Source organism: Streptococcus parapneumoniae (assembly GCF_037076355.1).
GTDB lineage: Bacteria > Bacillota > Bacilli > Lactobacillales > Streptococcaceae > Streptococcus > Streptococcus parapneumoniae.
Genome location: NZ_AP026968.1, coordinates 316,457 through 332,102 on the forward strand (window position 1 = coordinate 316,457; position 15,646 = coordinate 332,102).

Consider the following 15,646-nt stretch of genomic DNA (forward strand, 5'->3'; position numbering starts at 1 on the left):
CCAAACGCGATACAATAAAGGTGTTCAAGCCAATTGTAAAGCGAAAGGAGAAAAATATGGCACAAAAGGTTCTTTTGTCCTGTTCTTGTTTCAATTGACTATATTTCTATACTTTTTCTTCCTTTCTCTGTGAAAACCGCAAGTTTTTCACACTTTTTCTCAATGATTTCAATACTGAAACAACATCTTTCCAGAACTTCAATAATTTCTTTTTGTGTTAAATCATTATTTAACTAAATCTTTGGAGGCAATACGTTTTCAAATCTACTTTTTACCATAGATTTTGAGCCTTCAACACAGATTACTAAGCCAAAAATGCTCTAAATTTTTGAAATTCTAATAAATCCCACTCAACTTCATCATCATCTTTGACTTTCACAATATCTCCCTCAAAATAACATGGAATAAAGATAGTTTTCTTTTGAAACGGTTGTAGGAGGAAAATCTCTCCTACACTATTATTGATTCATGATAATATTTCAGTAACTCATGGTGCAATTAAAAACAAGGATTTTTATTTCAGACGATCCATCGTGAACACTTCATCAGCCATCTCCCAAATTGCCGGATTATGTGTTGCGATAATGATTAGCCTATTATCATCTCGAAGAGATAGCAAAATCTCCATAATCAACTGAGAGGTTGCTGGGTCTATTGAAGCTGTTGGCTCATCTGCCAGAATAAAGGGTGGATTCTTTAAGATAACTTTTGCCAAGGCAACCCGTTGCGATTCTCCGCCCGATAACTCAAAGATGCGCTTATCTAGGTCAAGATAATCCAGGCCGACCTGTTCTAAAGCCTGCTTCTGCCTCAACCGCCGTTCCGCCCGACTCAACTTTTGACCAATGAGACCTAGCTTAAGGTTTTCTTCAATACTTTGGTTTTCAATTAAGCCAAAGTTCTGGAAGAGGTAGCCCAATTCGTGACGAAAAAAATCACTCGATTTATAATTGGCCAAGTCTTTACCTCGGTAAAAAATCGTCCCATCATAAGATTCTAATTTCCCAATCATGTTCATCAAGGTTGTTTTTCCGCTACCACTTGAACCAATTAAGGCATAGACTTTTCCAGCCTCAAATGTCATTGAAAGATTCGAAAATAACTCTCGTTCTCCAAAAGATTTACTCACCTGTTTAAGTTCAATCATATTAACCTCCCTTCAAAACAAGCATGGACATCTTGTTTTCTTTCTGCATTTGGACATGTAACTGTAAAAGAGATAGACCAGTAAAGAGTAACGAGACTAAGAAAGCAACTACTATCTCTACCATAAGAAATACACTCGCAACAAATCCCAGTAAAAACACACCCAGTTGAGCAAAGAGATAAGTGCGATGGATTTCTAAGAACCTGAGACCTGCAATGCGTTTGATAAAAATGGCACGTCTAAATTCTTCAAAGTAGAGCCTATTCATAGTGTTAAACAACAAAATTGAAGTTGCAATCCCAAGCACAGCTCCTGCTAGCATTACCCAACGTTCCCTCTGTATATTATCCAATAATGTGATGTAGTTGTGGTAACCTGTTTGCATTTCTGAGACCCAATTTTCAATGCCTTGTCTCTGGATAAGCTCCTGGGCATCAGACAATTGATTAAAGAGAACGTAGTTCTGTACTGCGTCTACCCAAAACAAAACGGACTGTGGACCAGTTGATTGGGGTGTTATAACAATGATGACTGGATCTTTCAAAAACTGCTGGTAAGAAATAGGGGTCGTATTATACACAAAACGATCCTGACCTGATTCCAAATAACCTACCGTAGCAGTCATTTGCTGTCGTTCATCTTGACTAGACATGCGACTGGTTAAGTCGTCTTCAAAAACAGATTTATAATGTTCTTCCTCTGAACGGAGGTGTTCAGGCAGCAATAAGACAAACTCCCCTACATCAAGGTGATTCATCTTTTGCTCAATAGTTGTATCTACAGGAATGTTTTGACGCTCCAAGTATTGCGGTGTGACGATAAGGACATTGCCATTCGGGCTGTAATCGTGCCATTCTGTAGAGGTTGTCAAGTTTTTGGAGGAAGCCATGCCATTTTGCAAAGTACGGTCAATTAACTGGTGTCTAGATAAGAAAGCCTTTTGTTCTGAAACAGCCAGATCCATCAATTGATACCAAGTTCTGAATTTCCTTTGAGCTTGTTCATCAAAACCAGGACTCGTTCCTTCACGGCTGATTGATAGGGTAATCAGTTGCCTTTCCTGGCTCCAAGCCTCTTGTCCAATCCGATGCTGTTGCCAGGCTTGGGAATACTTTAAGCTACTCCCTATTCCCAGCGTTACAATAATAATCGCTAATAGTTGACCGATTAAAATCAAATTAATGATTCCTCTGACAGGCACTTGCCCTTTTATAATCTGCATCAGGTGTATCTTTTTTATCCCAACTGCGAAGAGTTGAGCGAAAAACAGGGAGATCGACAACAAGATGAGATTATAACTGAGCAAGCCTGCTCCTATGGTCATTAGGGATTGCGTTGGAAGCGACAGAATTTTTTGCATAAGAATGGCGAGCACGCCAGCTAAACTGAAACCAACAGCTATCCCTTTCAAATCCTCACCAACTGGTCTAAGGAAAATGGACCACCGTTTCTCTCCTGAAATGAGACGAATGCCCGACGACCGTAATTGGCTAATTTGACTAATTAAAGTCAGTGCTCCAAAGGTTAAGATGAAAATCAATAGACTGATTAACTGAAATCCGTTACTAAAGATAGCCATTAACGTAGATAGTTTAGATAGAATTGTCAGGTGCATGTTAGTCAAGCCAAGTTGACTTAGCTCCTCCCTTAGCAAGTGAATATCTAGGTTTCCATCGAATACAAAATAGTTTGTTTCAACACTACTACTTTGAGCATCTTCTAGATTTTTTTCCTGTAGCCCATCAGGCAACTTTCCGTCTCCAAAGGTCGTATAAGAAAAAACTGTAGTACCTTCTGAGTTAGGATCTTGGTGTTGAATCGCAATAAAGCTATCTGTTTCTTCTGCTAGTTTTTCCAAGCGTGTAGCAACATGCTGAAAAGTTGTTTCAGGGGAAGAATCATGTACAACAACGTTGGGGTAATAATGGGAGACATATGTATCAGTCCAAATGGTAAATACCCAAACAAAGAACAAACTAGCAAGCAGGTTGGATATGAGTATAAATAATTTTTTCATAGTGCATTCCTTATTCTAAAACAGAGGGCAGAAATACCCCTGACCTCTATAAACTAACAAGCTTACTAAACTATTGATAAAAGAATCTTCTTCAATTATTCTTTACCATCCCGCATCAAATTTTTAACATATTATTCCTCCTCTGAATGAAATATTATGAAAATGAGCGAAATGCAACTACATATTTTAATTAGAAATCTCAGTCTGAATTATAGTATCCTATTTTTTCCTCCGTTCTAACTGCACGTTCCTTTCTACAGACAGAGACCTAATTTTATAAATCAATCTTAAATACTTTAGATTTTGTAACTCATCATTTTCAACAGTTGGTTAGCTATGAAAGCATTTTATCAAACATCTCCATTTGACTATATTTCTATACTTTTTCTTCCTTTCTCTGTGAAAATCGCAAGTTTTTCCCACCTTTTCTCAATACTGAAACAACATCTTTCCAGAACTTCAATAATTTCTTTTTGTGTTAAATCATTATTTAACTAAATCTTTGGAGGCAATACGTTTTCAAAGCTACTTTTTTACCATAGATTTTGAGCCTTCAACATATATTACTAAGCCAAAAATGCTCTAAATTTTTGAAATTCTAATAAATCTCACTCAACTTCATCATCATCTTTGACTTTCACAATATCTCCCTCAAAATAACATGGAATAAAGATAGTTTTCTTTTGAAATGGGTTCAGAAGTAACCGTATCAAGTGCTAATAATGGTTGAGTTAATTTACAAGAACCGACTCCAGTGAAATGATCCTATCACATTGCCGTGCTTGCTCCATGTTATGTGTAACAACTAAAATTGTTTTACCAAATTGATCTCTCAAAGTTCGAATCAAATCGAATGATTTTTGAGACATTTCAGGATCTAACGATCCGGTTGGTTCATCTGCTAGGACAATATCTCCGGGCTTTAAAATAGCTCTCACAATCGCAATTCTCTGCTGTTCACCTCCCGATAATTCATTGATTTTACTATTTAACCGATTTTGTAGACCAACAAATTCTAGCGTTTCCTTGATTCTCTGCTCTTTCTCCTGTCTAGAGAAATTTGAAAAAGTCATGGCAAGCATCAGGTTATCTTTCACACTAGATGTAGAAATGAGTGCATTGGATTGAAAAAGATAGTTGATGACATTCCTTCGATAATGAACTGCTGATTGCGAATTTACCTTAGGCAAAACTTTTCCGTTGATTAGGATTTTACCACTGTCAACAGTATCCAATAGTCCAATCATATTGAGGATAGTCGATTTTCCAGAACCAGAAGGTCCTACTAAAGCTACAAATTCATTTTCCTCAATATCAAAGCTTAAGTCTTTGAAAATTTCTCTTGAACCAAATTGTTTTGATACATTTTGTACTGAAATTCTAGACATGAGATTACTCCTTAAATGATTGTATGATACTCTCTCCTTCTTTACGGAACAAACTGAAGTAAAGAAGCATTATCTGAAAAGCAAATGTAGCTAGTGTCATGACTATTCCCAACTTAGAACCCACCAAGATAGAAACGATTAGTTCCATCACAGAAAAACTAATAATGAGAGAAACCACACCAATATATCTTTTCCATGGTGAGAATCCCATAAAGTATTGAACATACAATTTTTCTTCAAATAACAAGCGGTACATTAAGACAAAACTCCAGAAAATAGCCATCATCGTAATGATGATAATCGCTATAATCGTGCCGAAAAGATAAAATGTATAACTCAGATCTTTTTGAAGACCATTGATAAAGTTCTTGACAGTTGTAAAACTCAACCGATTATCCGTTAAATCTGGAAATTCTGTTTCTAAAACGGACACTACCTGTTCCATTGTTTCCCTATCACGAATCTTCAAAAGACCATTATAGCCGCTGACAACTAAGTTTGCCGACTCCATGAAATATAGATTCTCTGGTGTTGAGACAAAAATAACTGGATTCTCACTAGTTGTACCATAAGAAATGGAATCTGACCAAGTAAATATTGGTCGAGACGGTTGGTAAACCTTGAACATAAATTTCTGATTTTCTGTGAAATTAGTTTGTAAATCTCCCGGTTTTACAGTGACACTTTCCTGTAAATAAGCCTTCATCGCCTCAAGTTCTTCTGTATTGAGCGTGTTAGGTAGAAGATAAAGTCTAGTACCATTCCTCATCTCTAGCAACTCCTCATCACTTAGGGGAATACCTAACTCTTGCAGGTAATTATAGGAGAATTTCAAATACCAAAATGGTTTTTTAGGGACATGTTGGTATGTCCCATAGACTGCATCAAGGTACTCCTGATTAAGAAATTTTCCTTGGGCAATATAGACACCTGGAAGCTCAGATATACGCTGGTAAAAGTTATACATACTACGCTCAAGGGAATTTGTAGTTCCTGCATATGTACCTACATCATCTCCCTCAACAAAGCTGGAGATAACGTACATATCTTCAACATTTTTCCACTCCCTAGATACTTTCATATTCTCAATAAACTGATTCGTTGGAGCATCTAAAGAGTAACTGACTGCGATTAACAAACCAGCTACCAAGGTATAGAATAACAAGCAGGTTACCATTAAAGGCTTCATTGGTAATTGTTTATGAATTGCGGCTAATGGAGAAACCGAATAAACAATAATCGTTGGAATAATGAATATCAATAGTAGCAACAAGACTGAGAGGCTGACTCCAGCAAAAACTAGAATAAACGATGATAAACCAAAACTAGACCAGCCTGACAACAACCAACTACATAAAGAGATAATTGGAATAATGTAGATTGAAAATAGTAGAGAATTTTTGAAAAAAGCAGACCATAATTCTTTTCTACCCCATCCTAAAAGAATCAATGTTCCGAAATGTTTAAAGGATTGAAGAACACAGATTAAGAATAGGATCAGTAAAATGAGGGCATTTACTATGATGCTGATAGCAAGTGTTATTCCCCAAATTCCCTGATCAGTACTACTTCCAAAACTTTCTTTTGTCAAATCCTCAACAGAAATACCTGACATCTTTGAAAGACGTAACAGAAAGTTATCTCTTGAGACAGCATCGTGGAGACCATTGATATGGTATATCCCATTAACCGTATTAGTGTTTTGGAAAGTATAATCTAATCGTTCAATGACTACAGGTATGCTAAATAATAAATTTGGAAGCTCGTAAAGCATATTATTTGAGCCTTTGTCAAGTCCAATAGTCATACTATTATCACTATGAGATAATAAATCTGCAAATTGTTGTTGTGAGACTACTATTTTACCCGTACTTTCAAAATCTGAAAAACCAGCAGAGCTACCAAGGATGTCTATATAAATCCTATTTAGACCTTCTCCTGTATCACTACTTTCAGAACGTTTTGTCCATATGGACAAGTCACTCTGTTCTAAAAAATAATTAAATACATCTTGTGATTGCTCTTCTGTTAACTTCTGAAGATAAACTGTTACAGTTTCGGAATGATGATTATAACTCTGCCATGACTGCTGATACTGTAAACCTGCTAAAAAAATTGCTACCAGAGCAAGTAAGACACTCTGGATGGTAATCAAAAACAGGATTAAGTATCTCATTTTACCTAATAATATGTTTTTGTATGTCATAAGTACTTACCTACAATTCCAGTAACATTCAGCTGTACAGTTCCAATGAATTTAGAAACATGTGCTTCTACTCCAGGTGATTGCCAGCCTGAGAATGCCCCGTTAGCAGTTGATGAGTGTTCGTAAACACTAGACTGAACATTTGAATAGCTCCGAAGACCAGCAGTACGACCATAATTCCAATAAACTGCAGTACCTTTATACCAAACTGTTGCAGCTGAAACAATCGAACCACCTGCACCAGCTAAAGTCAGTGTAAGTAAAGATGTTGTAATTATTTTTTTTATGCTTTTCTTCATCGTAAAGCCCTCATTTCTTTCACTTAAAATCTAACAATAACAATGACTGCCTTTAGAAGTATCAACAAATCAAACCCTGCTACATTCGAATCACTTCTTTCTAATTAAAAATTAGATAAAACAGAAATACTATATAGTTAATAGTATTTTCATCATTTAATCAACTAATCAGCCTTCCCAACATCAAGACCATTGGACTTCTTTTGTGATTGCACTCGAATCTCCAATTGTTTATCCTTCTGAATAACTGTTGGTAAGGAATTGTGTTACTAAACGTAAAAACACCTAGTAATGCTAATATAGCTAATTTTTGAATTCCACGATTTTTTCATTCGTGAAACCCTTTTCTTTTTCGTTATCCTTATTTTAACAGATATATTTTATTTAGCCAAGCATTTTTATGTAATTTTTGACTTTTTTTTTTGTTTATTACCTTAAAGAATTATTTATTTCTTTAACTTGCTATTTTGAACTAAAAACTTTATAATGAAATTAAGCAAATAGGAAGGTTTATTATCTTTAATGAATACACTCGCAGAGAAATTCAGATTGAAAAGAAAAGAGTTGAGACTCTCCCAACAAACTCTTGCAGAAGGAATTTGTGAACAAAGCCAGATTAGTAAAATTGAGAGAGGGCATTTCATTCCCTCCGCAGACCTTTTGTTCAAACTCTCACAACGACTTGAAGTACCATTAGATTATTTTTTTAATGAACAAATTGAAATTAAATCTAACCTCTCTAATTTCAAGCAATTATCTGCTCGCCTATTGGATGATAGAAATTATGACGATTTAGAATATCTTTATAAAATAGAGGTTGAGCGAAGCACTTTTCTAACACTAGAAGACCGAACTTACCTTGAATGGATTAAAGCTATTATTGACTTCTATCAATATGACAGTAAGCGTGAGGCTATTTCTTCATTGGAAAATATATTATTAAAAGTCTCCTCAAATACTCTGATTTATTTAAAGGCATTGAATACTCTATCTAATTTCTATTCCTTAGTGGGTCGTGAACAAGAATATGAGGCAAACTACTCTCATTTGATGGAGTTATATCAGACAAAAAATTTTGAGCATCAAGAGTTTTTATTTGGCTACATCAGAGTTCGTTACAACTACGCTCACTACCTAGTATCAAAGGAAAAATATAATGAAGCCATCCAAGAAGCTCTTGAGACGATTGAACTCTGTAAACAAAGACAGACAAGCTACCAACTGGCTCCTCTACTTATTCTTGTAGGAAATGCTGGAGCTAAATTTCTAGACAAGGAACAAGTCAAAAATTATTATATGGAAGCAAGAGAGTTATGCAAGATTTATAACAATCCTTTAATGTTGATGAAGATAGAAAATTATTTGAAGGAATTAGATACTGTTTAGTTAATCTTGACATTATAGTTTTTCTGAAACGTTAAATAACCTGTAAGGCTGATAGTGAAATGAATACTATCAGCCTTATTTCAAGTTTATATTCTTCGAAAATCTTTTCAAACCACGTCAGCTCTATCTGCAACCTCAAAACAGTGTTTTGAGCAATCTGTGGCTAGCTTCCTAGTTTGCTCTTTGATTTTCATTGAGTAGTAGTCTCTCATGTTTGTTTAGCGTCTTAAAAAGACATTTGAGAAGATTAGAAACAGTTCTCTCTTTTCTCCTAGTATAATGATTGGTAGGAAGGGAGAGAAAAGATGAAATCAATGAGAATCTTATTTTTGTTAGTCTTAATTCAAATTAGTTTGAGTAGCTGTTTCCTATGGAAGGAATGCATCTTGTCCTTTAAACAAAGTACAGCTTTTTTTATCGGAAGTATGGTCTTCGTTTCAGGAATCTGTGCTGGAGTAAATTATCTTTATACCCGTAAGCAAGAAGTCCATAGTGTCCTAGCCAGTAAGAAGTCGGTGAAGCTTTTTTACAGTATGTTACTCTTAATTAATTTGTTAGGAGCTGTTCTTGTCTTGTCAGATAACTTGTTCATCAAAAATACGCTGCAGCAAGAATTAGTTGACTTTTTATTGCCATCCTTTTTCTTTCTATTTGGGCTAGATTTGTTGATTTTTTTACCCTTAAAAAAATACATGCGCGATTTGCTTGCTATGCTAGATAGAAAAAAGACGGTGTTGGTGACTATTTTAGCAACACTTCTCTTCTTAAGAAATCCAATGACCATTGTCTCTCTTCTGATTTATATTGGACTGGGTTTGTTTTTTGCAGCCTATCTTGTCCCAAATTCGGTTAAAAAGGAAGTTTCCTTTTATGGTCATATTTTCCGAGATCTTGTATTGGTCATTGCTACACTCATTTTCTTTTAGAGAAGGCTTGTTTTTATGGATGTTATGATGGTAATACTCTTCGAAAATCTCTTCAAACTACGTCAGCGTCGCCTTGCCGTACTCAAGTACAGCCTGCGGCTCGCTTCCTAGTTTGCTCTTTGATTTTCATTGAGTATAAGTTTAGCAGGAAAATAGACACAGAAGAAAACTTTTTGGTATAATAAGAGTATGTACACAAAAAATGAAGAAGAGTTGCAAGCCTTAGGGGAACGATTGGGCCATTTATTAGAAAAGAATGATGTTTTAATCTTAACTGGAGAACTGGGCGCAGGTAAAACAACCTTTACTAAAGGACTTGCTAAAGGTTTACAGATTTCTCAAATGATTAAAAGTCCCACCTATACTATCGTAAGAGAGTATGAGGGGTGTCTTCCGCTTTACCATTTAGATGTTTATCGTATTGGAGGAGATGCGGATTCTATTGATTTGGATGAATTTCTCTTTGGTGGAGGCGTGACTGTTATTGAGTGGGGAAATCTCTTAGGAGATGCCTTGCCAGATACTTATTTAGAGTTGGAAATTCTAAAAGAAGAAGACGGTCGCCGTTTAAATTTTCAGGCAAAGGGTTTGCGTGCAGAAAAGCTTTTAGAGGAGCTTCAACATGGAGTATGAATTGCTCATTAGGGAGGCAGAGCCTAAAGATGCAGCTGAATTAGTGGCCTTTTTAAATCGTGTGAGTTTGGAGACAGATTTTACCAGCTTAGACGGAGATGGTATTCTCTTGACCAGTGAGGAGATGGAAGTATTCCTCAACAAGCAAGCTAGTTCGGACAATCAGATAACCTTACTTGCATTCTTAAATGATAAAATTGCTGGTATTGTAAATATCACAGCTGACCAGCGTAAGAGAGTTCGTCATATTGGAGATCTCTTTATTGTGATTGGAAAAAGATATTGGAATAATGGATTGGGAAGTTTGTTGCTAGAAGAAGCGATAGAGTGGGCACAAGCAAGTGGCATTCTGCGTCGTCTCCAACTGACTGTCCAAACTCGTAATCAAGCTGCAGTTCATCTGTATCAAAAGCATGGCTTTGTAATTGAAGGTCGCCAAGAGCGTGGAGCATATATAGAAGAAGGGAAATTTATCGATGTTTACTTGATGGGTAAACTGATCGATTAGTAGAAATATGGTTAAAAAAATTATTGGAATGGTGCTAGCTTTACTTTCTGTAACTGTAGTAGGAGCAGGTATTTTTGCTTATACTATTTATCAACAAGGGACAGAAACCTTAGCTAAAACCTATAAAAAAATCGGCGAAGAAACCAAGGTTATAGAAGCAACTGAACCTTTGACCATTCTGTTAATGGGAGTGGACACCGGAAATGCTGAACGAACTGAAACTTGGGTCGGTAGAAGTGATAGCATGATCTTGATGACAGTGAATCCTAAAACGAAAAAAACAACGATGATGAGTTTAGAGCGGGATATTCTGACCCGCATTGAATCAGGGAATGGTCAGGCTCATGAAGCGAAATTGAATTCAGCATATGCAGATGGTGGAGCAGAGCTTGCTATAGAAACCATTCAAAAAATGATGAATATCCATATTGATCGCTATGTGATGGTCAATATGAAAGGGTTGCAAAAACTAGTGGATGCAGTAGGTGGTATTACAGTCAATAATACCCTAGGTATCCCAATTTCTATCAGTGACCAAGAAGAATTTAATACCATTTCTATCGGTGTTGGGGAGCAACATATTGGGGGAGAAGAAACCCTAGTCTATGCACGAATGCGTTACCAAGATCCTGAGGGGGATTATGGTCGTCAAAAACGTCAACGTGAAGTTATTCAAAAAGTCATGGAAAAAGCTCTCAGTTTAAATAGCGTTGGTCATTATCAAGAGATTCTAAAAGCTTTGAGTGACAATATGCAGACCAATATTGATTTGTCTGCGAAAAGTATCCCTAACTTGCTAGGCTATAAAGATTCATTTAAAACCATTGAAACTCAGCAGTTGCAGGGTGAAGGAGAGATGCTTCAAGGTGTTTCTTACCAGATTGTTTCGAGAGCCCATATGTTGGAAATGCAAAATCTACTCCGACGTTCTTTGGGACAAGAAGAAGTTACTCAGCTTGAAACCAATGCGGTTTTATTTGAAGATTTATTTGGAAGAGCACCTGTTGGTGATGAAGATAATTAACTTTTGATACAAATAAAAAATCAATCGTAGGAAATTTCCTGCGATTTTTTCAAAAAAATACGAATAGATAGGTAGGAGGAAACATGAAAGCAGAAATCATTGCTGTTGGAACAGAGATTTTGACAGGACAAATTGTCAACACCAATGCCCAGTTTTTATCAGAAAAACTAGCAGAGATTGGAGTGGACGTATATTTTCAGACGGCTGTAGGAGACAACGAAGCCCGTCTCTTATCCTTGCTTGAGATTGCCAGTCAACGTAGCAGTCTGGTGATTTTGACAGGTGGTTTAGGGCCAACTGAGGACGATTTGACCAAACAAACTCTGGCTAAATTTTTAGGGAAAGAATTAGTCTTCGATCCTCAGGCCCAGGAGAAGTTGGATGTCTTTTTTGCCCAGAGACCAGACTATGCCCGAACACCGAATAACGAAAGACAAGCTCAAATTGTAGAAGGAGCGACTCCACTGCCAAACGAAACAGGACTGGCTGTGGGAGGAATATTGGAAGTCGATGGAGTGACATACGTCGTCCTTCCAGGTCCACCAAGTGAATTGAAACCCATGGTTTTAAACCAACTTCTACCCAAGTTGATGACAGGGAGCAAGCTATATTCCCGAGTTCTTCGTTTCTTTGGAATTGGCGAAAGCCAGCTGGTGACCATTTTGGCTGATTTGATTGATAATCAAACAGATCCGACCTTGGCACCTTATGCCAAGACAGGAGAAGTAACTCTACGTCTGTCAACAAAAGCTAGCAATCAAGAAGAGGCGAATCAAGTGCTGGATATTTTGGAACATCAAATCTTGAATCGCCAAACTTTTGAAGGCCTTTCTTTACGAGAACTTTGTTATGGTTATGGGGAAGAAACTAGTTTAGCCAGCATTGTGGTAGAAGAACTGAAAAAACAAGAGAAAACCATCACGGCTGCCGAGAGTTTGACGGCAGGTCTTTTCCAAGCGACCGTGGCTGATTTTTCGGGCGCTTCCAGTATATTTAAGGGTGGTTTTGTGACCTATAGCCTGGAGGAAAAATCAAAGATGTTGGATATTCCTGTCAAGGATTTGGAAGAGCACGGTGTGGTGTCTGAATTTACAGCTCAGAAGATGGCTGAGCAGGCGCGAAGCAAGACCCAGTCTGATTTTGGCCTTAGTTTGACTGGAGTGGCAGGACCAGATAGCCTAGAAGGGCAGCCAGCTGGGACAGTCTTCATAGGCTTGGCTCAAGAGCAAGGAACTGAGGTTATCAAGGTGAATATTGGAGGCAGAAGTCGAGCAGATGTACGACATATTGCGGTTATGCATGCCTTTAACCTAGTTCGCAAGGCTTTATTAAGTGACTAACTTTTGATATAATAGTAGATAGGTCTAAGGACCATTAGAATGTAGGAGAATAGAATGGCGAAAAAACCAAAAAAATTAGATGAAATTTCAAAAAAATTTGGGGCAGAACGTGAAAAAGCCTTGAATGACGCTCTTAAATTGATTGAGAAAGACTTTGGTAAAGGATCAATCATGCGTTTGGGTGAACGTGCCGAGCAAAAGGTGCAAGTGATGAGTTCAGGTTCTTTGGCTCTTGACATTGCCCTTGGTTCAGGTGGTTATCCTAAGGGACGTATCATTGAAATCTATGGGCCAGAGTCATCTGGTAAGACAACGGTTGCCCTTCATGCAGTTGCGCAAGCGCAAAAAGAAGGTGGGATTGCAGCCTTTATCGATGCGGAGCATGCCCTCGATCCAGCTTATGCTGCGGCTCTTGGTGTTAATATTGACGAATTACTCTTGTCTCAACCAGACTCAGGAGAACAAGGTCTTGAGATTGCAGGAAAATTGATTGACTCAGGTGCTGTAGATCTTGTCGTGGTTGACTCAGTTGCAGCCCTTGTCCCTCGTGCGGAAATTGATGGAGATATCGGAGATAGCCACGTTGGTTTGCAGGCTCGTATGATGAGTCAGGCCATGCGTAAATTGGGTGCCTCTATCAATAAAACCAAAACAATTGCCATCTTTATCAACCAATTGCGTGAAAAAGTTGGGGTCATGTTTGGAAATCCAGAAACAACTCCTGGTGGACGTGCTTTGAAATTCTATGCTTCAGTCCGTTTGGATGTTCGTGGTAATACACAAATTAAGGGAACTGGTGACCAAAAAGAAACCAATGTCGGTAAAGAAACTAAGATTAAGGTTGTAAAAAACAAGGTAGCTCCACCGTTTAAGGAAGCCGTAGTTGAAATTATGTACGGAGAAGGAATTTCTAAGACTGGTGAACTCTTGAAGATTGCAAGCGACTTGGATATTATCAAAAAAGCAGGGGCTTGGTATTCTTACAAGGATGAAAAAATTGGGCAAGGTTCTGAGAATGCTAAGAAATACTTGGCAGAGCACCCAGAAATCTTTGATGAAATTGATAAGCAAGTCCGTTCTAAATTTGGCTTGATTGACGGAGAAGAAGCTTCAGAACAAGATACTGAAAACAAAAAAGATGAAGCAGTTCAAGCAGATTCTGTGAATGAAGAAGTCACACTTGACCTAGGTGATGAACTTGAAATCGAAATTGAAGAATAAGCTGTTAAAGTAGTGGAGAAATCTGCTACTTTTTTGTTGCCTTGTTCTGGTTTTTAGTTCACGCATAGTTTGCTGTTTCTTGTCGCTCCACTAGAAAGCTGATATAATAGCCTTATGAATAAAAAACGAACAGTGGACCTGATTCATGGCCCGATTCTTTCCTCGCTCTTAAGCTTCGCCTTCCCAATCTTGCTATCCAATATTTTTCAACAGCTCTATAACACGGCTGATGTCATGATTGTTGGGCGTTTCCTTGGCCAAGACTCCTTGGCGGCAGTAGGAGCGACGACAGCGATTTTTGACTTGATTGTAGGTTTTACTCTTGGTGTTGGCAATGGCATGGGGATTGTCATTGCCCGTTATTATGGGGCTCGAAATTTCACTAAAATCAAGGAAGCAGTAGCAGCCACTTGGATTTTAGGTGCTCTGTTGAGTATTGTGGTTATGTTGCTGGGCTTTCTTGGCTTGTATCCTCTCTTGCAATACTTAGATACTCCTGTAGAAATCCTTCCTCAGTCTTATCAATATATTTCTATGATTGTGACCTGTGTCGGTGTCAGCTTTGCCTATAATCTCTTTGCAGGCTTGTTGCGGTCCATTGGGGACAGTCTAGCTGCGCTTGGTTTTCTGATTTTCTCTGCTCTGGTTAATGTGGTTTTGGATCTCTATTTTATTACGCAACTGCAACTGGGGGTTCAGTCCGCAGGACTTGCTACCATTATTTCGCAGGGCTTATCAGCGGTTCTTTGCTTTTATTATATCCGTAAGAGTGTGCCAGAACTTTTGCCTCAGCGCAAGCATTTCAAATGGGATAAGGCCTTGTACGCCGATCTCTTGGAGCAAGGTTTGGCTATGGGCTTGATGAGTTCGATTGTGTCCATCGGCAGTGTGATTTTACAATCTTCTGTCAATACCTTTGGCGCAGTGATTATTAGTGCTCAAACGGCGGCTCGCCGCATTATGGCCTTCGCCCTCCTTCCTATGACCGCTATTTCTGCCTCGATGACGACCTTTGCTTCTCAGAATTTAGGAGCTAAGCGCCCAGACCGTATTGTTCAAGGCCTTCGAATCGGCAGTCGTTTAAGTATATCCTGGGCAGTTTTTGTTTGTATCTTCCTCTTTTTTGCCAGTCCTACCTTGGTTTCCTTCTTGGCCAGTTCGATGGATAGCTATTTGGTAGAAAATGGAAGTCTCTACCTGCAAATTAGTTCAGCCTTCTATCCTATTTTGAGTCTCTTGTTGATTTATCGTAATTGTTTGCAGGGCTTGGGGCAAAAGATCCTTCCTCTGGTTTCCAGCTTTATTGAACTAATCGGGAAAATCGCTTTTGTGGTCATGATTATCCCTTGGGCAGGCTATAGAGGAGTTATTCTTTGTGAACCCCTTATCTGGGTTGCCATGACAGTTCAACTGTACTTTTCGCTTTTCCGTCACCCCTTGATAAAAGAAGGGAAGGCCATCTTGGCAACAAAAGTGTCATCCTAGCTTGATTTACTGAATAAAATCTATTTCCTCTAGTGAAAATCGAAAAAACTTGTGCTGTCATCTTTA

At 38.0% G+C, this 15,646-nt stretch carries 13 protein-coding genes and 1 pseudogene; 8 read left to right on the plus strand and 6 right to left on the minus strand.

Going from position 1 to position 15,646, the window contains the following annotated elements; translation table 11 throughout:
* Window positions 1–514: 514 nt before the first annotated feature.
* The 6 genes and pseudogenes from SP4011_RS01740 to SP4011_RS01765 form a co-directional block, all read right to left on the minus strand.
* Window positions 515–1,147, minus strand: a complete 633-nt coding sequence (locus SP4011_RS01740) for an ABC transporter ATP-binding protein (protein WP_000571431.1) — start codon at window positions 1,145–1,147, stop codon at window positions 515–517.
* 1 nt (window position 1,148) lies between these two features.
* Window positions 1,149–3,164, minus strand: coding sequence for a bacteriocin-associated integral membrane family protein (locus tag SP4011_RS01745; RefSeq protein WP_338619587.1), 2,016 nt, complete (start codon window positions 3,162–3,164; stop codon window positions 1,149–1,151).
* A 731-nt stretch (window positions 3,165–3,895) separates the two neighbouring features.
* Window positions 3,896–4,552 (minus strand): ATP-binding cassette domain-containing protein, encoded by a 657-nt coding sequence (locus SP4011_RS01750; protein ID WP_218764444.1) that lies wholly within the window; start codon window positions 4,550–4,552, stop codon window positions 3,896–3,898.
* 4 nt (window positions 4,553–4,556) lie between these two features.
* On the minus strand, window positions 4,557–6,758 hold the full coding sequence (locus tag SP4011_RS01755; protein ID WP_338619588.1) for an ABC transporter permease: 2,202 nt from the start codon (window positions 6,756–6,758) through the stop codon (window positions 4,557–4,559).
* Window positions 6,755–7,057, minus strand: coding sequence for a hypothetical protein (locus SP4011_RS01760; RefSeq protein ID WP_239683525.1), 303 nt, complete (start codon window positions 7,055–7,057; stop codon window positions 6,755–6,757). The genes SP4011_RS01755 and SP4011_RS01760 overlap by 4 nt, the downstream gene beginning before the upstream one ends.
* Window positions 7,058–7,221: 164 nt before the next feature.
* Window positions 7,222–7,373: pseudogene (locus tag SP4011_RS01765) on the minus strand (PhrA family quorum-sensing system peptide).
* Between the two features lie 206 nt (window positions 7,374–7,579).
* Here SP4011_RS01765 and SP4011_RS01770 point away from each other — a divergent pair.
* From SP4011_RS01770 to SP4011_RS01805, 8 genes are all read left to right on the plus strand, one after another.
* Complete coding sequence (locus SP4011_RS01770; RefSeq protein WP_338619590.1) at window positions 7,580–8,443, plus strand: helix-turn-helix transcriptional regulator; 864 nt, start codon at window positions 7,580–7,582, stop codon at window positions 8,441–8,443.
* Between the two features lie 305 nt (window positions 8,444–8,748).
* The gene (locus SP4011_RS01775; protein WP_338619592.1) at window positions 8,749–9,369 is read left to right on the plus strand and encodes a hypothetical protein; all 621 of its coding nucleotides are present in this window, start codon (window positions 8,749–8,751) and stop codon (window positions 9,367–9,369) included.
* A gap of 189 nt (window positions 9,370–9,558) precedes the next feature.
* Window positions 9,559–10,002 carry a tRNA (adenosine(37)-N6)-threonylcarbamoyltransferase complex ATPase subunit type 1 TsaE gene (gene tsaE, locus SP4011_RS01780; RefSeq protein WP_338619594.1) on the plus strand — a complete coding sequence of 148 codons (444 nt, stop codon included), beginning with the start codon at window positions 9,559–9,561 and terminating at the stop codon, window positions 10,000–10,002.
* Window positions 9,992–10,510: a GNAT family N-acetyltransferase gene (locus SP4011_RS01785; RefSeq protein ID WP_061425432.1), complete on the plus strand. Its 519-nt coding sequence runs from the start codon at window positions 9,992–9,994 to the stop codon at window positions 10,508–10,510. Before tsaE ends, SP4011_RS01785 begins: the two co-directional genes overlap by 11 nt.
* Before the next feature lie 7 nt (window positions 10,511–10,517).
* A complete protein-coding gene (gene brpA / locus SP4011_RS01790) occupies window positions 10,518–11,534 on the plus strand; it encodes a biofilm formation/cell division transcriptional regulator BrpA (protein WP_338619597.1) in 1,017 nt (338 codons plus the stop codon).
* Between the two features lie 83 nt (window positions 11,535–11,617).
* Window positions 11,618–12,874 (plus strand): competence/damage-inducible protein A, encoded by a 1,257-nt coding sequence (locus tag SP4011_RS01795; protein ID WP_112445114.1) that lies wholly within the window; start codon window positions 11,618–11,620, stop codon window positions 12,872–12,874.
* Between the two features lie 54 nt (window positions 12,875–12,928).
* Window positions 12,929–14,095 (plus strand): recombinase RecA, encoded by a 1,167-nt coding sequence (gene recA, locus SP4011_RS01800; protein ID WP_050234077.1) that lies wholly within the window; start codon window positions 12,929–12,931, stop codon window positions 14,093–14,095.
* A 114-nt stretch (window positions 14,096–14,209) separates the two neighbouring features.
* Window positions 14,210–15,580: an MATE family efflux transporter gene (locus SP4011_RS01805; RefSeq protein WP_338619599.1), complete on the plus strand. Its 1,371-nt coding sequence runs from the start codon at window positions 14,210–14,212 to the stop codon at window positions 15,578–15,580.
* Window positions 15,581–15,646 lie beyond the last annotated feature (66 nt).